A 16230-nucleotide genomic window follows, 5' to 3' on the forward strand; every position below is an offset into this window, starting at 1 on the left:
CAGACGGAGACGAATATGACGCAGGGGCTATGGCGGCTGGCGATGGCCGTCGTCCTTGGCGGAGCGGCTGGCGCGGTTTACGCGGCGGATATCGCACTGTCCGATGGTCAGGACATGGGGTGCCAGTTGCGCATCGACGGACCCATCGTCCCCGGCGATGCGGACCGCCTTGATAGTGCGCTACGCGACCTGCCATTTCCAGATGGCACGACCCCGGTGGGGCAGCGCATTTGCCTGAACAGTTCCGGCGGATCGCTGGTCGAGGCAGTGCGCATGGGTGATCTGATCGCCGAACGCTTTATGGGAACCGCAGTCCCCGAAGCGGCCACCTGCGAAAGCGCCTGCGCGCTGGTCTTTCTGGGAGGGCGGTTCGCGCACCCTGAGGCGGATGGCAATTTCATCCCCGACCGGGTGCTGCATCCGCGCGGGACGTTGGGCTTTCACGCGCCTGCGTTGGTGGTTGAGGACCGCGCCTATGGCCGGGATGAGATCAACCGCGCCTATTCTATTGCGCTGGGCAGTATGGGTGAGATCCTGCGCCTGCGGTCCGACCACGCGGCAGAGATCCCGGATTCCCTGTTCCTGACCATCCTCAACACGCCCGCCAGCGACATGACCTATGTCGAAACGGTGGAACAGGCCGCGCGCTGGCAGATCGAGGTGGCTCCGGTGGCCCTGACGGCTGCGGATATCTCTTCAGCCCTGCGTCATGCTTGTCTGAACGCCGACGGCGGGATGCTGGATCAGCGCCCATCGGACAGCTATTTGTATGGCTCGGCCAATCTGCCCTTTACCTATGCCAACCTTGGGGCCGACCATGCGCAGGTTACGTCGCGTGGGGGGTTCCGGGCCGAAGATGTGGCCAATTGTGACATGACCTTGCGGGCAGATGGCGATCCGCTGGATCGGATTGGCTACGTCACCATCGACGGCGGCGGCGCGAACGAGAATACGCGGCGCGAGGTGTATCCCTATATATTCCACGACCCGCGTCTGCCGCTGTCGGCCCTGCCGGTGGCGCGCAGCGCGGCGGAGACCGGCGAGCAGATCTTTTTCGCGGCCATTCAGGCGGCGGCGCGCGAGGAACTGTCGGAGGTCGAGATCAGGTCCTGCTGGCTGCTGTCGCCCGAGGCGCGGATCGTCAACGTGAACGACTATGTCAATCTGCGGGATGGGCCGGGGTTTGAGGCCGAGGTGCTGCGCAAGGTGCCTTTGGGGGAAAAGGTACGGGTGATTGCGACGCAGGACTTGCGGACCCCCGGAACCGGTGACCGGGTTCGCAGCTGCCTGAAGGCCTGCAATGATCTTGCGGTGGACAGTTCTGACGCTGACCTTCGCGCACGGGTCGACCGTTGCATTGCCGGGAATGTCTTCTGGTACGAAATCCGCGACGGGTCAGGCACCGCGGGCTACGTCAGCCGCAAATTCCTCAGCGATTGATACGCGCACCCGTCCCGGGCCAGACCCGGGACCTCTGCCTGCTCGGCGTGCATTTGTGCCAAAATACAAGACGTTGCAATCCCGCCTTCGCGCCCAGCCCGGTGCGTGCTAGCCTTGTGCGGACATTTCCCAGCACGAGACCAGATATGCATATGATATTCAGATCCCTCTGCGCGGCGTTTGCCTGCGCATTATTCCTCATGCCTCAGCCGTCATCTGCCGCCACAATCACCCTTGGAGGATCGCAGGAGATGGGCTGCCGCCTCTCAATTGATGGTCAGATTGGCAAAGGCGATGCGGATGCCCTGCGGGCCGTCTTTGACGAAATTGGCTATCCGACAGAATACACTCCGGTCGGGCGGCGCATTTGCCTAGACTCGCCGGGTGGTTCGCTGCTCGAAGGGTTGGCAATGGCCGACCTCATAGCAGAACGGAACTATGGCACGGCGGTTCCTGACGGCGCATCCTGTGAAAGCGCCTGTTCGATCGTGTTCCTTGCCGGACGTTTTAACAACCCCGAGGCTGGCGGCGCGTTTAGCGTCGACCGTGTCATGCATCCGCGCGCCCGGGTCGGGTTTCATGCGCCCTCCCTGCTGCTGGGGGAACGGTCCTATTCCCGTGAGGAGGTGGACAAGGCCTATGCCATCGCATTGGACAGCATGGCTGGCATCCTGCGCCACCGCGCCGAGAGTCTGACCTCTATTCCGGACTCTTTGTTCCTAGATTTGCTGGGCACGCCACCGTTTGAGATGACCTATGTCGAAACCGTTGGGCAAGCGGCGCGGTGGCAAATCGGCGTAGTGCCTGTGGCGCTGCCTTCGGGTGGCGTACAAGAGGCGCTCACCTATGCCTGCCGGCACGTCGATTCCGGTCTGCTCGATTATTCGACAATGGAAATTGGCGGTGACTGGGTTTTGGAATTCAGTTTTGAAGAGCTTACCGATGACACGCTACGCGCGTTTAGCTCTCGTGAGTTCCGCTATGAGGGGTCCGCACAGTGCGAATTGGGGATTTTCGCCAGCGGTGGTTTCAATGACTACAGCACGGTCGATTATGTCGGCGTGGCGCAATACACCGGTGGGGCGACGGATCAGGATGTTTCAGGCACCGTCTACGCCTACATGCTGTATCCGCCGAAACAGCGCATCGATACCTTGCCGGTCCCCCGGCCCGGTGACGACCTGCGGTCGAGCGGATTCTTTCGCGCCGCGCGGGGCGCGCCCGGTGGCGGTGCCCCGACTGGCGGGTTGACCTCTTGCCGACTGTCGCAGGCCAATGCGCAGGTGATCAACGTCAACGAGTTTGTGAACCTGCGCGCGGCGCCGGGTTTGCGCGCGCCCATCGTCGGCCAGTTGCGGCTGGCAGAACGGGTGCAGGTGCCGGATGTCGGTTTGTTGCTGCCCGTGCGCGGCGCGCCGCGCGGACCGACCTGTGTCAGCATTTGTGATGGGCTGTCGCGCAGCCCGTCTGACGTGGGTCTGAAGGACAGCGCCGAAGGCTGTATCGCGGAGAATATGCTGTGGTATCAGGTCATCAGTTCCTCCGGTGTCAGGGGCTATGTCAGCCGGTATTTCCTGACCGACTGACGTCAGGAATGCCGCACTTGCGATCTGCGGCGCTCCGGGGTTTTCTACCCCGGAGGCCGCATTGCAGGAGCAAGACCATGTGGAAATACGTGATGGCAGGATGTCTGGGCCTTGTGTCGACCGGGTCAATGGCGCTGGCGCAAGAGCGCGGCAGCGCCCAGCCCATCCCAGACGACACATGGGCGGCGATGCAGGGGGTTAGCTGGCACAGCGGATTGCCCTGTCCGGCGCGCGCGGACTTGCGGTTGCTCACGGTGCCCCACGTCGACTTCAAGGGCCGCACGCAATCAGGCCAGTTGATCGTCGCGGCAGATGTCGCAAAGGACATGCTGGATATCTTTGCCGATATTCACGCGGCGGGCTATCCGATCCAGAGCATGAAACTGGTGCATCACTTTCGCGGCGATGACGGGTTTTCCATGGCGGCGAACAACACCAGCGCCTTTAACTGTCGTGTCGTGGCGGGCACCTCGCGCCTGTCACAACACGCGCTTGGGCGGGCTATCGACATCAACCCGGTGCAAAACCCCTATGTGAACGGCGGGCGCACCTCGCCCTCTGCCGGGGTCGATTTCGATGAGCGGTCTGAACGCCGGGCGGAAACCAGCGGAGTGATCGTGGCAGGCGATGCGGTGGTGACGGCCTTCAAGAAACGTGGCTGGGGCTGGGGCGGCGACTGGAGCTCGATGAAGGATTACCAGCACTTTTCAGCCAACGGGAACTGACCCTTGGCACCTGTCGTGGTGCCTTAGGGGGTATGCGATGCGCCAAAGACAAGGTCCGCGTGTTTGGCGAGGTAGATGTGCAGCCACGGCGTGAATTGCTCTGGCGTGTCTGTGACCTCTTTGGCCAGTTGAAACCGGTCCACCCAGCGGGTGTCCATGATTTCCTCCGGGTTCGGGTCCAGCGTCATCTGCGGCGTCGCTTCGGCGCGGAAAATCTCGACCACCTCATGTTCGACCATGCCGCCGCCCACATCGGCGCGGTACTCGACCTGACCCATGTGGCGCGGGGTGACGCCGGTGATCCCTAACTCATCGTCCAAACGCCTCACGGCACAGGTATCGGCCGTCTCATCCCAATAGGGATGGGTGCAGCAGGTGTTCGCCCACAGACCGGGCGTATGGTATTTGCCCAAGGCCCGCCGCTGGATCAGCACCTCATCCCCACGGGTCACAAAGACGGACACGGCCTTGTGCCGCAGCCCGCGCTCATGCGCGGCCAGCTTATCGACGGGTTGCAGGGTGCCATCCACCCAGGCGGGGATCATGATCGTCATCGTGTCTTCGGGCCTTCGGGGCGTGTCAGGGTCCGGTGTATATAGGGTTTCGTTGCGGGGGTTTGCACGTCGAAAGCGCAGTGGTGGAAAACCCGACTGTGTCGGAGCGCCTGTCGCCAGTAGCCTGAGAGGACTGCATTGACCTTAAATTGATTGCGACACCGGAGATAGAGACATGGATTTTGACGCCCTGTTCACCACGCAACTGGACGCGCTGAAGTCCGAAGGAAACTACCGTGTCTTTGCGGAACTGGAACGCGATTGTGGGGCATTCCCGAGCGCGCGCAGTCTTGATTCCGATGCCCCGGACAGGGTCACGGTCTGGTGTTCGAACGACTACCTTGGCATGGGTCAGCACCCCTTGGTCCGCGCCCGGATGAAAGACGTGATTGATCAGTGTGGGACCGGCGCGGGTGGGACGCGCAACATCTCTGGCACCAACAGCCATCATGTGGCGCTGGAACGCGAACTGGCGGATCTGCACGGCAAAGAGGCGGCGCTGCTGTTCACCTCTGGCTATGTCTCGAACTGGGCGGCGCTGTCGACGCTGGGCGCGCGTCTGCCCGACGCGGTTATCCTGTCCGACGAACTGAACCATGCCAGCATGATCGAAGGCATCCGCCAGTCGTGCGCCAAAAAGGTGATCTGGCGGCACAACGACCCTCAGGATCTGGACCGCAAGCTGGCGGCCCTGCCCGCCAATGCGCCCAAGATCGTGGCGTTTGAATCGGTCTACTCGATGGATGGCGACATCAGCCCGATGGCGGAGATTGTCGAGGTGGCAGAGAAACACGGCGCGATGACCTATCTGGACGAGGTCCACGCCGTTGGGCTGTACGGCCCGCGCGGTGGCGGCATCGCCGAGCGCGAGGGGCTGGCGGACCGGATCACGCTGATCGAGGGCACGCTGGGCAAGGCTTATGGCTGCATGGGCGGCTATGTCACCGGCAGCGCCGCGCTATGCGATTTCATCCGAAGCTTTGCCAGCGGCTTTATCTTTACCACCGCCCTGCCGCCTGCGGTTGCGGCGGCAGCGCAGACCTCTGTTGCCTATCTGAAATCCTCGGACGGCGAGCGCCAGCAGCAACGGCGACAGGTTGCTCGTCTGCGTGTCGCGCTGGACCGGCGCGGCATTCCGCATCTGGACAATCCCAGCCACATCATCCCGGTGATGATCAAGGACCCGGTGAAATGCCGGATGCTCGCGGATATCCTGATGCGCGATTGGGGCATCTACGTGCAACCGATCAACTATCCGACCGTGCCAAAGGGGACAGAGCGGCTGCGTTTCACTCCCGGACCGCTACACACCGATGCGGATATCGACCACCTTGTCGAGGCGCTGACCGTGTTGTGGACGCAATGCGCTTTGGCGCATGAGGTGGCGTAGGGCGGGGTTTGACCCGCCGTCCGGCCCGCCGCACACGCAGCGGGCCAGGGGTATGTGTCAGATACGCTCGATCGCCAGCGCGATGCCCTGACCGCCACCGATACACATGGTGATCAGCGCCTTGGAGCCGCCGATACGCTCCAGTTCATACATCGCTTTGACGGTGATGATCGCCCCCGTCGCGCCCACCGGATGACCCAGTGCGATGGCGCCGCCGTTCGGGTTCACCTTGGCCGCATCCAGCCCCAGACCCTTGTTCACCGCCAGCGCCTGCGCAGCGAAGGCCTCATTCGATTCGATCACGTCGAAATCGTCCACCGACAGGCCGGTGCGGGCCAGCAGGTTCTGCACCGCCGGGATCGGGCCGATGCCCATGACCTCGGGCCGCACACCGGCGTGGGCATAGCCCAGCACCCGCGCGCGGGGCTTCAGCCCGGCGGCCTCTGCGGCACCGGCGCGCGCCAGAACAATTGCCGCCGCGCCATCGTTGATGCCGCTTGCATTGCCCGCCGTGACGGTGCCGTCCTTCTTGAACACGGTGCGCAGACCGGCCAACACCTCGGCGGTGGTCGGCTTGGGATGCTCGTCGACCGCGAAATCGACCATCTCACGCTTGCGGCGTACCTGCACCGGCACGATTTGCTCGGCAAAGCGGCCTTCTTCGATGGCGCGCGCGGCGCGGGTCTGGCTTTCCAGTGCAAAGGCGTCCTGAGCGGCGCGGCTGACGTCATGTTCGGCAGAGACGTTTTCCGCCGTCACGCCCATGTGGCCGGTGCCAAACGGGCAGTTCAGCGCGCCCAGCATCATGTCCAGCGTCTTGATATCCCCCATCTTGGCGCCCCAGCGCTGATCGGTGATCGCAAAGGGAGAGCGCGACATTGCCTCAGCCCCGCCCGCCAACGCGAAATCTGCATCGCCCAGCATCAGCGATTGCACGGCAGAAACAATCGCCTGCGCGCCCGACCCGCACAACCGGTTGACGTTCATCGCGGGCACGCTGTCCGGGACGCCCGCCTGCATGGCTGCGACGCGGCTGAGGTACATGTCGCGCGGTTCAGTGTTGATGACATGGCCGAAGACCACATGGCCGATCTGGCCGCCCTCGACGCCCGCGCGCTCCAGCGCCGCCTTGGCCGCGGCGGTGCCCAGTTCAATCGGGGGCGTGCCTGCAAGGCTGCCGCCAAAGGTGCCGATGGCCGTGCGGGCGCCGCTCAGGATGACGATATCGTCGCTCATGTCTTTTCCTCCTTGGGTTGGCGCGATCATGCGCCCGGCGCATGACTTTGTCAGCCCTCCGAGGGGGTTTGCAAATTGAGACGTAACGGCACGGGCTTTGTGGTAAAACGGTCCGGAACACAGGGAGGAACCACGATGTCCGCAAGTTTGCAGGTGCTCTATCCGGCCACGGATGGCACCCATTTCGACTATGAGTATTACATCAACACACACCTGAAGATGGTCGGCGAGATCTGGGGGCCGCACATGAAGTCGGCCTTGGCGACCAAGGGATTGGCCGGTGGGCCGGACACGCCGCCGGGGTTTCATGCCATCGCCACGCTGGTGTTCAAGGATGGCGACGCGATGCAAGAAGCGATGGGCAAGGCCGCGCCGCTGCTGGACGACATCCCGAAGTTCACCAACACCAAGCCGCAGATGCTGGTTGGAGAGGTCATCGGCTGAACGCCGCTTGACAGCGCGGGGCTGCCGCCGCAGCCTCGCGCCATGATCCTGACCTCAGCCATCGATGCCATCGGCAACACACCCCTTGTCGACCTGACCCGCGCCTGTGCCGCGCTGGGAGTCGAGGGGCGCATTCTTGCCAAGCTGGACTTTCTTTTGCCGGGGTTCTCCAAAAAGGACCGCGCCGCGAAGGCGATCATCGAAGCCGCGCTTGCTGATGGCAGTTTGAAACCCGGGCAGCCGGTGGTCGAGCTGACTTCGGGCAATATGGGCACCGGGCTGGCCATCGTGTGCGGTATCCTCGGGCATCCCTTTATCGCGGTGATGAGCCGGGGCAATTCGGTCGAACGGGCGCGCATGATGGCGGCGCTGGGGGCTGAGGTGGTGCTTGTTGATCAAGCGCCGGGTGGCACACCGGGACAGGTCTCGGGCGCGGACCTCGCGCTGGTTGAGGACGCGGCGCAGCGTATCACCGCTGAGCGCGGGGCGTTTCGCGCCGATCAGTTCGGCCATCCGGGCAACCCTGCGGCGCATGAAACCGGTACGGGGCCGGAGTTTTGGGAGCAATCCGGCGGCGCCGTTCAGGTCTTTGCCGATTTTGTCGGATCTGGCGGTACGCTGGCAGGCACGGCACGGTTCCTGTCTCCGAAAGGCGTGGCCTGTTACGCGGTTGAGCCGCAGGGGGCAGAGGCGCTTTCTGGTGGCGATACTGCGCACCCCGACCATCCGATCCAAGGCGGCGGTTACGGGATGGCGGCCCTTGACCATATGCGGAACGTGCCACTTGCGGGCACGGTGACCGTAACCGGACAAGAGGCGCGCGACCATGCCCGGCTGCTGGCGCGGACAGAGGGGCTGTTCGCAGGATACTCCGCCGGGGCCAATCTGGCGGCGACGGCGCAGCTTTTGCGGGGCGCAGAGCGTGGCCGGACCGTGGGGATTGTCCTGTGTGACAGCGGGCTCAAATATCTGTCGACCGACCTTTGGGCCGAAGCGGCGGGCGACCCCGCTGGGCCGCCCGCGTCGGAGAGTTGAGAGAGTCGCTTCGTACATCTGAGTAGGGCTTGGAAGCTTGACGAAACCTTAATCAACAGACGATGCCCCACGCTTGTCTGCGGCACCTGATGACCCATCCCCGCCCAGCATACGCACCTCGCGCTGTGGGAATGGTACAGACATTCCCTCGTCCTGAAAGGCATCCCAGAGCGCCAGATAGACATTGCCCCGGATGTTGGTCAGTCCCTGAGTCGGGTCGCGAATCCAAAACCGCAGGATGTAGTCCACGGACGAGTCGCCGAAACCGACGATATGGCAAACCGGCGGGCGCAAGGTCAGCACCCGGTCCACGCGCTTGGCGGCCTCGATTGCGACCTTGCGCACATTGTGCGGATCGTCGCCGTAGGAGGTGCCGAAATAGATATCCAGCCGCACGAAATCGTTGGAGTGTGTCCAGTTCACCACCTGACCCGTAATCAGGTCTTCGTTCGGGATCAGAAATTCTTTGCCGTCGCGCGTGGTGATGCTGACGTATCGCGCACCCAGCGCGTTGATCCATCCGAATGTTTCCCCAAGGCTGATGACATCCCCGGGTTTGATCGACTTGTCGAGCAGGATGATGATCCCGCTGACAAGGTTGGACACAACCTTTTGCAGGCCAAAGCCAAGGCCGACGCCAATCGCACCAGACAGCACGGCCAGACCGGTCAGATCGACCCCGACAAGCCGAAGACCCAGAAAGAAGGCCGTGCCGTACAGCATCACCTGCAGCACCTTGACGGCCAGCACCTGCATTGAGGGGCTGATATCCTCGTTCCGGCGAATGCTGGCGGTGCTGGCGGTGGTGAGGAACCGCGCCCCGGCGATCAGCACGGCCAACAGCGCAATCGCCTTGAAGAGAAGCCATAGCGAGAACCGGCTGTCGCCGATGGAAAAGGCGATACTTTCGAGGAGCGTCTGCGTCTGGGCTGTCAGGTTCAGGATCGACAGAGTCACCCAGGTCCACGCGCCATAGCGGACAAGCGTACGAAGCAGAGGGTTGAGGATAAGGCGCGTCGCAAAGGCGATGAACAGCCAGGCGGTGGCGAGGTCGGCGATGATGCCCAACAGGTAAGATCGCGACGGCCACGTTACCTCGCGCATGATGAAATAGGTTGTCCAGATCAGCGCGACGAAGACGATCATGCGCATACGCCGGTGAACGATCAGCCCAATACGCAAGCGCCATTTTGCCCAGCCATCGCGTGAGCGTAGCCACGCATCGAAACGCGGGCGAAGAACGGTGGCGAGCAGTGTCGCCACCAGCAGCAAGGCAATCGCAATGCCCACCTGATAGGCCATCCATGGCCTCAGCAGTGATCCTGCAAAGGACTGCACCTGCACCACAATGGATTGAAAGATCGACACCAGAGCATCGATCGAGAGGATATCGTCAGGTGGCGTGTCCGGGTTCATTCAACGGCCTTGGTCATTTCACCAAGACTTGCACCGCGATTGCCGTCGGGCAAGCCCGCTCAGGGCAGCAGCGTCTCGTTGAATGGCTGCACGTACCGAGGTTCCTCGGCAAAAGCGACCATCGCCGCCGCGATCAGGACGGCGATCATCACGAAATTGACGATGTTCAACGCGCTACGCATCGGGGGCCTCACAGAGTTCATATAGCGGGTACGGGGCGGTCCGGGGGGTGGATCACAATTTGTGGATGGTTGCCGCGGGTTCTCCGCAGACCGACGTGAACTGGGATAATTCGCGAGTTCGGGCAAGGGGGGCGCGTCAGTTTGTCCGGTCGCAGCGGCACCTTCCTGCCCTGCGTACGCTCTCTTGCGGGAATCTGCGGCAGGCTGTATCAGCTTCGGCCATGACACCCCATGTCGACAGGACCGACCGCGCCCGTCTGCGCGAACGTTTCCACGGCGCCACGCACACAGTGCTGGCCCGGCTACAGGCGCGCGCCTGATTGCCTGCGCGTCTCCGCGCACCCTTTCCGAACAGCCACACGCCAACAAACGGGAGAGGACCTATGTCCCCCAAGACGCTCTATGACAAGATCTGGGATGCCCACGTCGTCCATGAGGACGAAGACGGCACCTGCCTTCTTTATATCGACCGCCACCTTGTGCACGAAGTCACCAGCCCGCAGGCCTTTGAGGGGCTGCGCATGGCGGGTCGCAGCGTTCGCGCGCCGGACAAGACGATTGCCGTGCCGGACCATAACGTGCCCACCACGCCGGGCCGCGACAACCCCGACCAGATGCCCGAGGACAGCCGCATTCAGGTGGCCGCGCTGGACAAGAACGCCAAGGATTTCGGCATTCACTATTATCCGGTGAGCGACATCCGTCAGGGCATCGTGCACATTGTCGGCCCCGAACAGGGGTGGACCCTGCCGGGCATGACCGTGGTGTGCGGTGACAGCCACACCGCCACGCATGGTGCCTTTGGCGCGCTGGCGCATGGCATCGGCACGTCAGAGGTGGAACATGTACTGGCCACCCAGACGCTGATCCAGAAGAAGTCCAAGAACATGAAGGTGGAGATCACCGGCAAGCTGCTGCCGGGCGTCACCGCCAAGGACATCGTTCTGCGCATCATCGCCGAGACCGGCACCGCAGGCGGCACCGGCTATGTCATCGAGTATTGCGGCGAAGCGATCCGCAACCTGTCGATGGAAGGCCGCATGACGATCTGCAACATGGCCATCGAAGGCGGTGCCCGCGCCGGTCTGATCGCGCCGGATGAGACCACCTATGCCTATGTCATGGGTCGCCCCCACGCGCCCAAAGGTGCGCAATGGGAGGCTGCGCTGAACTGGTGGAAGACGCTCTATTCCGATGATGACGCCGCTTGGGACAAGGTTTTGACCATTGCGGGCGAATCCATCGAGCCGACCGTCACTTGGGGCACCTCGCCCGAGGACGCGCTGCCGATCAGCGCCTCCGTACCTGCCGCCGACAGCTTTGAGGGTGGCAAGGTCGCCGCCGCCCAGCGGTCGCTGGACTACATGGACCTCAAGCCCGGCACGCCGTTGACCGATATCCAGATCGACACGGTCTTTATCGGCTCCTGCACCAATGGACGGATCGAGGATCTGCGCGCCGCCGCAGAAATCCTGAAGGGTCGTAAGATCAAGGAAGGCATGCGCGCGATGATCGTGCCCGGCTCGGGCCTTGTCCGCGCGCAGGCCGAAGAAGAGGGGCTGGCCGACATCTTCAAAGAGGCCGGTTTCGAATGGCGGCTTGCGGGTTGTTCCATGTGCCTTGCCATGAACCCCGACCAGTTGAAGCCGGGAGAGCGGTGCGCGGCAACCTCGAACCGCAACTTTGAGGGCCGTCAGGGGCGCGGCGGTCGCACGCACCTGATGTCACCGGCGATGGCAGCAGCGGCGGCCGTGACCGGGCACATCACCGACGTGCGCGAGCTGGTGTGATGCGGAACGCAGAGGGGCGCCCCGACAGGGACGCCCTACGTTATGCTGGAAATCAATCCTCAGTTGGTCAGCGTGCCATCCGAGTTGTTGATGCCGGGAACGGGGATGGAGGTTTCCATGAACTCGCCGCTGCTCGTGCGGCAGTTCGCGTAAAGCGTGACGCCATCGACTTCGGCCTCCAGCGTGATGCTGCCACAGCTCATCTGGAAGGTCGCGGCGTTCCCGCCCATCTCCAGCATACCGTTGTTGTTGCCGATTGGCGGCATCGCGATGCTGGTCTGGTTCGGCATGCCGTTGGCTTTCAGGCAAACGGCCGCGATCTGAGCGCTTCCGTCCGCGCCGTATTGGAATGCGATGTTCGAGCAGGTGTTCTGAAAGGTGCTTGCGCCCGAATGACTGCCGGCAAAGGCAGAGGTCGAGGCGAGGGCAAGAAAGGCTGTTGCGACAAAGATTTTCATGATGGTCTCCCAATCCACAAGGTGACCGCCGATATCGGAGGTCAATCCAGCTTTGCGCGTGGTCGCGATTCTCGCAAGGGTAGAGGCCGTGATGGAGTGGGGTCGCTTTGCGAGAAAAGCTTCCGTTACGGAAGGCCGTTGTTTCGGTCTTCCGAAAATCTGCGATCAAGATCGTTTTCTTTGGCGTCCCTGCGTTCGTCTCCACCGGCACAAGGACACCAATTTTCCCTAATCCAAAGGCAGGACATGCCGCGAGCACCGGCGCGACCGGGACTCGCGGCGGCGGCCTGCCCTCTCATCTGAAGCCAAGGAGGCTTTGACATGGACAAGTTTGAAAAGCTCACCGGGATCGCGGCGCCGATGCCGCTGGTCAATATCGACACCGACATGATCATCCCCAAGCAGTTCCTGAAGACGATCAAACGCTCAGGCCTGGGTGTTCACCTCTTCGACGAGATGCGGTTTGATGACAATGGCGATGAAATCCCCGATTTCATCCTGAACAAGCCGCAGTACCGCGAAACGCAGGTTCTTGTGGCCGGTGACAACTTTGGCTGCGGATCGTCGCGTGAACACGCGCCTTGGGCGCTGAAAGACTTCGGCATCAAGGCAGTTGTCTCGACCAGCTTTGCCGACATCTTTTACAACAACTGCTTCAAGAACGGCATCCTGCCGATCACCCTGCCCCGAGAGGCGGTCGATGTGCTGATGAAGGACGCCGAAAAAGGCTCCAACGCGCGCATGATTGTCGACCTTGAGGCGCAGACAGTGACCTCTTCGGATGGCGAGAGCTTTGCGTTCGAAATCGACCCGTTCAAAAAGCATTGCCTGTTGAACGGTCTCGACGACATCGGCCTGTCGATGGAGAAAGTGGCCTCCATCGACACGTTCGAGGCGCAAGCGGCGCAGGCACGGCCCTGGGTCTGACGGTTTGACATGACCTCTCCCGCGCGTGCGCGGGAGAGGTGTCCGGCCTTTGCCACAGGCCTTACCTGCCCAACTGTTTAAGAACTCGTAAACTGGCCAACGTGCCCCCAGCCCGTTTCGTTGTGGTGGAATTTCCTTTTACCGCAATATATTGCGATGCGTTCTTGAAGTGCCTCTTTTGTGCCCGGTAATTGATGCAATCCCGCACCACTGCCTTCGCGAAAGGGCCACGATTCTGCGTAAGCCTCCCCTGACCGCTTGAGCAATTGGGGCAAACGAGGCAAAACTTGGGCAAGATTGAGGCAACCCGCCATAAATGTGCGGGCTCGGGATGGAACAAGGGCGCGGCATCGTATCGCGGCCGTCCGGAACGAAAGGGCAGAGCTGTGATATCGCGAATGGTGGCCGCCGCTGCGCGGGCGTTCCTTGTTGCATTGCTGGTGGCGACACCGGCCCTGTTGCTGCCGGGGACGCGCACCGAAACCACACAGATCATTGCGTTGATCGGCTTGCTTGCCGCGATCCTAACCTTTGTCGAATACGTTGCCGAGTCGCCCTCTTTGATAGAGTTTCGCGCCGCTCCGCCTTTTAATCGCATCCGGTTTGTCTCACTGGCGATTACGGTCGTTTTGCTGACCTTGATCTGCCGTGGCGATATGGTGGCCTCCCCCCTGACCGAGGCGTTGACCGGTTTCGGTGCCATGGTCGGCGAGGCGATGGATTTCCCGTTCTCTCCCGTGCGCCTGATGTTGCTGGTTGCGCCGGGGGATGAGGCGGTGGCCCAAATCCGCTCTCTGGCGGGACTGGCTTATGTGATTTCTCTTGTCACCCTTCTGGGGTTTGTTGCCCTCGTCCGGCTGCTCGATTGGCCTTTGCGTTCCGGTGCGTTCAATTTTTGGATCAACCTGCCGCTGTATGACCCCACAGCCGGTGGCGATATCCTGACGCGGCTCAAGCGCGACAGCCATGTTAACGTGGCCTTAGGGTTTCTTCTGCCATTCCTGATCCCGGCGGTCCTGAAGGCCGCCGCGGTCTATGCGACACCACTTGCGCTGACCGATCCGCAAACGTTGATTTGGACGATGAGCGCATGGGCCTTTCTGCCAGCAAGCCTGATCATGCGGGGTGTGGCGCTGATGCGCATCGCCGACCTGATCGAGGAGAAGCGCCGCCGCGCCTACGCGCAGGCGGATTTGCAGGCGGCCTGATCCTTTTCCTCAGTTACCTGTTGGTGGCCTGCGCCGCCTGTGCAGAGCCTGTGCGCGTCGGAACATGGCATGGCGACTTCAGCCGCAAGGGGCCGGGGTTGATGCTGGCTGAATTCGAGAAGGCTATGCCAGACCTGTCTCCGGTCCTGACGGCCAAGCCGGATATCCTCTTGCTGACCGATATCGACTATGACGCCGGTCTGGTGGCCTTGGCGAAACTGCGCGACGTGCTGGGCGAGACCGGTCTGACCTATCCGCATCTGCTGGCCGCGCGACCGAACACCGGAATGCCCACGGGGCTGGACATTGACGGCGACGGGCGGCGCGGCGGGCCAAGGGATGCGCAGGGGTTCGGCTGGTTCGCGGGGCAGGGCGGTATGGCGGTCCTGTCACGGTATCCGGTGGATCTGATGGCGGACCACAGTGCGCTCTTGTGGAAGGACACTCCCGATAGCGCCATCGCTGCGGACGACCCGGCGTTTGACACGCAACGGTTGTCCAGTTCGGCTTTTTGGGCAGTGCGCGTGGCAACCCCGGAAGGCGATCTGACCATGCTGACGCTGGCGGCAACACCGCCGGTCTTTGACGGGCCAGAGGACCGAAACGGGCGGCGCAACCGGGATGAGGTCATGCTGTGGGCGCATGTTCTGAACGGCGACCATGGCCCGATCCCCGAGGGGCCGGTGGCGGTGATCGGCAATCTCAACCTTGACCCGGAGCGCGGCAATGGATTGCACAAGGCCGCGCAGACCTTGCTGGCGCACCCGCGCCTTCAGGACCCGATGCCAGGGGTCCAGACGGTCGCCTGGGACAGCACCGGTCCGATGCGTGTCAGCTATGTCCTGCCGGACCGGACGCTATCCGCTGGCGACAACGGCGTCACGCCGCCGTCGCCTGACCTTGGGCCGCACGGCCTTGTGTGGGTCGACCTGTCTTTTCGCTGAGGACCGGCGCAATCGCCGAGGCCAGCGCCTCTGTCACGTCGGTTTCGACAAAACCGGGCAAGAGCCTGTCGAATCCGTCGCGGGACAGGTGGTGCGGTTTATCCCAGAGATAGCGCATCTCCAGCAGCTTTGCGCCCATCCGCCAGACCGGGCTGACCAGCCGCAGCGGCCACCAGACCATGCGCCTGACCCGGATCGGACGGTCCAAAACCTTGCCAGACAGCGCCGCCATTTCCCGACCCGTCAGGGTAAAACCGGGAAAGGCTATGTCGGCAAATCGGGGCAGATGCGCGCGTCTCTCTGCTAGCGCGACGGCGGCGCGCGCAAGGTCGGGAAGATAAGCCCATGCATGCGGCACGTCCGGGTTGCCCGGATAGGTCAGCACGCCCTTGCGAAGGGTCGGCGCCATCTGAAGGTCGAACCAGTTGCCAGAGGCGGCGGTATCCAGAAAGTCGCCTGCCCGCAGCAGGATCACCGGAACGCCCGAGGCACGATAGGCAGCCTCCATCTCCACGCGGATGCGGCCCAGCGGGTTTGTCGCGCCATGGGCTGTGTCCGGTCCAAAGCGATCCGGCGCGTCCTTGCCAAAGACATAGACATTGCCCGGCACAATCACCGTCGCGCCGGACTGCTGCGCCGCCGCGATCACCTGTTCGGTGAGGGTGGGCACCTGTGCCGCCCAGTCCGGATAGGCCGGGTTCCAGCCGTTCACGATGACGTCCGCGCCCTGTGCTGCCTGCATAAGGTCGTCCTTGGCGCGGTCAAACAGCCTGATGCGCCACCCGGCGTTCCAAAAGGCCTCTGCCGCATTGCGCCCAAAGCGACCGTTCCCACCAAGGATCAAGACTGTTCCCACCATTTTCGCACCCTCCGTCCGACTTGTGGGAAATCTGCG

The 16230-nt window shown here is 62.8% G+C and carries 16 protein-coding genes; 10 read left to right on the plus strand and 6 right to left on the minus strand.

The window, feature by feature from the left end; genetic code table 11:
• Positions 1-15 precede the first annotated feature (15 nt).
• From VOI21_RS04540 to VOI21_RS04550, 3 genes are all read left to right on the plus strand, one after another.
• Positions 16-1440, plus strand: coding sequence for a hypothetical protein (locus tag VOI21_RS04540; protein ID WP_323768118.1), 1425 nt, complete (start codon positions 16-18; stop codon positions 1438-1440).
• A gap of 251 nt (positions 1441-1691) precedes the next feature.
• The gene (locus VOI21_RS04545) at positions 1692-3026 is read left to right on the plus strand and encodes a hypothetical protein (RefSeq protein ID WP_323768121.1); all 1335 of its coding nucleotides are present in this window, start codon (positions 1692-1694) and stop codon (positions 3024-3026) included.
• Positions 3027-3103: 77 nt separating this feature from the next.
• Complete coding sequence (locus VOI21_RS04550) at positions 3104-3751, plus strand: M15 family metallopeptidase (RefSeq protein WP_323768123.1); 648 nt, start codon at positions 3104-3106, stop codon at positions 3749-3751.
• Positions 3752-3774: 23 nt separating this feature from the next.
• Here the strand turns inward: VOI21_RS04550 and idi are convergent, their stop codons facing one another.
• On the minus strand, positions 3775-4305 hold the full coding sequence (gene idi, locus VOI21_RS04555) for an isopentenyl-diphosphate Delta-isomerase (RefSeq protein WP_323768125.1): 531 nt from the start codon (positions 4303-4305) through the stop codon (positions 3775-3777).
• 175 nt (positions 4306-4480) lie between these two features.
• Here idi and hemA point away from each other — a divergent pair, with 175 nt between their 5' ends.
• The gene (gene hemA, locus VOI21_RS04560; protein WP_323768127.1) at positions 4481-5695 is read left to right on the plus strand and encodes a 5-aminolevulinate synthase; all 1215 of its coding nucleotides are present in this window, start codon (positions 4481-4483) and stop codon (positions 5693-5695) included.
• Between the two features lie 57 nt (positions 5696-5752).
• Here hemA and VOI21_RS04565 read toward each other — a convergent pair whose 3' ends face one another.
• On the minus strand, positions 5753-6931 hold the full coding sequence (locus VOI21_RS04565; protein WP_323768129.1) for an acetyl-CoA C-acyltransferase family protein: 1179 nt from the start codon (positions 6929-6931) through the stop codon (positions 5753-5755).
• 135 nt (positions 6932-7066) lie between these two features.
• Here VOI21_RS04565 and VOI21_RS04570 point away from each other — a divergent pair, with 135 nt between their 5' ends.
• Entirely contained in the window at positions 7067-7375 is a 309-nt protein-coding gene (locus tag VOI21_RS04570; RefSeq protein ID WP_323768131.1) for an EthD family reductase, read from the plus strand.
• A gap of 42 nt (positions 7376-7417) precedes the next feature.
• Positions 7418-8410 (plus strand): cysteine synthase family protein, encoded by a 993-nt coding sequence (locus VOI21_RS04575; RefSeq protein ID WP_323768133.1) that lies wholly within the window; start codon positions 7418-7420, stop codon positions 8408-8410.
• Between the two features lie 48 nt (positions 8411-8458).
• Here the strand turns inward: VOI21_RS04575 and VOI21_RS04580 are convergent, their stop codons facing one another.
• Together VOI21_RS04580 and VOI21_RS04585 are read right to left on the minus strand one after the other, a co-directional pair.
• Positions 8459-9826, minus strand: coding sequence for a mechanosensitive ion channel family protein (locus VOI21_RS04580; RefSeq protein WP_323768135.1), 1368 nt, complete (start codon positions 9824-9826; stop codon positions 8459-8461).
• A 59-nt stretch (positions 9827-9885) separates the two neighbouring features.
• Positions 9886-10008: a hypothetical protein gene (locus tag VOI21_RS04585; protein ID WP_323768136.1), complete on the minus strand. Its 123-nt coding sequence runs from the start codon at positions 10006-10008 to the stop codon at positions 9886-9888.
• Positions 10009-10391: 383 nt separating this feature from the next.
• Between VOI21_RS04585 and leuC the strand changes: the two genes are divergently transcribed.
• Complete coding sequence (gene leuC, locus VOI21_RS04590; protein ID WP_323768137.1) at positions 10392-11798, plus strand: 3-isopropylmalate dehydratase large subunit; 1407 nt, start codon at positions 10392-10394, stop codon at positions 11796-11798.
• Between the two features lie 59 nt (positions 11799-11857).
• On the opposite strand, the gene VOI21_RS04595 is transcribed toward leuC, so the two are convergent.
• A complete protein-coding gene (locus VOI21_RS04595) occupies positions 11858-12256 on the minus strand; it encodes a CVNH domain-containing protein (protein WP_323768138.1) in 399 nt (132 codons plus the stop codon).
• Between the two features lie 321 nt (positions 12257-12577).
• On the opposite strand from VOI21_RS04595, the gene leuD reads away from it, so the two are divergent.
• The 3 genes from leuD to VOI21_RS04610 all read left to right on the plus strand — a co-directional run bounded on the left by leuD (position 12578) and on the right by VOI21_RS04610 (position 15335).
• A complete protein-coding gene (gene leuD / locus VOI21_RS04600; protein WP_323768139.1) occupies positions 12578-13183 on the plus strand; it encodes a 3-isopropylmalate dehydratase small subunit in 606 nt (201 codons plus the stop codon).
• A 386-nt stretch (positions 13184-13569) separates the two neighbouring features.
• The gene (locus VOI21_RS04605) at positions 13570-14391 is read left to right on the plus strand and encodes a hypothetical protein (protein ID WP_323768140.1); all 822 of its coding nucleotides are present in this window, start codon (positions 13570-13572) and stop codon (positions 14389-14391) included.
• A 50-nt stretch (positions 14392-14441) separates the two neighbouring features.
• Positions 14442-15335, plus strand: a complete 894-nt coding sequence (locus tag VOI21_RS04610) for an endonuclease/exonuclease/phosphatase family protein (protein WP_323768141.1) — start codon at positions 14442-14444, stop codon at positions 15333-15335.
• Here VOI21_RS04610 and VOI21_RS04615 read toward each other — a convergent pair.
• Positions 15271-16194: an epimerase gene (locus VOI21_RS04615; protein ID WP_323768142.1), complete on the minus strand. Its 924-nt coding sequence runs from the start codon at positions 16192-16194 to the stop codon at positions 15271-15273. The two genes, VOI21_RS04610 and VOI21_RS04615, sit on opposite strands and share 65 nt — an antisense overlap.
• Positions 16195-16230 lie beyond the last annotated feature (36 nt).

The sequence above is a fragment of the Antarctobacter sp. genome (assembly GCF_034670325.1).
Classification (GTDB): domain Bacteria; phylum Pseudomonadota; class Alphaproteobacteria; order Rhodobacterales; family Rhodobacteraceae; genus Antarctobacter.

Bases quoted from the DNA above. Each gene is read 5' to 3' on its own strand.
- VOI21_RS04540 (WP_323768118.1), top strand. From the start codon at position 16: ATGACGCAGGGGCTATGGCGGCTGGCGATGGCCGTCGTCCTTGGCGGA.
- VOI21_RS04545 (WP_323768121.1), top strand. From the start codon at position 1,692: ATGGGCTGCCGCCTCTCAATTGATGGTCAGATTGGCAAAGGCGATGCG.
- VOI21_RS04550 (WP_323768123.1), top strand. From the start codon at position 3,104: ATGTGGAAATACGTGATGGCAGGATGTCTGGGCCTTGTGTCGACCGGG.
- idi (WP_323768125.1), bottom strand. From the start codon at position 4,305: ATGACGATCATGATCCCCGCCTGGGTGGATGGCACCCTGCAACCCGTC.
- hemA (WP_323768127.1), top strand. From the start codon at position 4,481: ATGGATTTTGACGCCCTGTTCACCACGCAACTGGACGCGCTGAAGTCC.
- VOI21_RS04565 (WP_323768129.1), bottom strand. From the start codon at position 6,931: ATGAGCGACGATATCGTCATCCTGAGCGGCGCCCGCACGGCCATCGGC.
- VOI21_RS04570 (WP_323768131.1), top strand. From the start codon at position 7,067: ATGTCCGCAAGTTTGCAGGTGCTCTATCCGGCCACGGATGGCACCCAT.
- VOI21_RS04575 (WP_323768133.1), top strand. From the start codon at position 7,418: ATGATCCTGACCTCAGCCATCGATGCCATCGGCAACACACCCCTTGTC.
- VOI21_RS04580 (WP_323768135.1), bottom strand. From the start codon at position 9,826: ATGAACCCGGACACGCCACCTGACGATATCCTCTCGATCGATGCTCTG.
- VOI21_RS04585 (WP_323768136.1), bottom strand. From the start codon at position 10,008: ATGCGTAGCGCGTTGAACATCGTCAATTTCGTGATGATCGCCGTCCTG.
- leuC (WP_323768137.1), top strand. From the start codon at position 10,392: ATGTCCCCCAAGACGCTCTATGACAAGATCTGGGATGCCCACGTCGTC.
- VOI21_RS04595 (WP_323768138.1), bottom strand. From the start codon at position 12,256: ATGAAAATCTTTGTCGCAACAGCCTTTCTTGCCCTCGCCTCGACCTCT.
- leuD (WP_323768139.1), top strand. From the start codon at position 12,578: ATGGACAAGTTTGAAAAGCTCACCGGGATCGCGGCGCCGATGCCGCTG.
- VOI21_RS04615 (WP_323768142.1), bottom strand. From the start codon at position 16,194: ATGGTGGGAACAGTCTTGATCCTTGGTGGGAACGGTCGCTTTGGGCGC.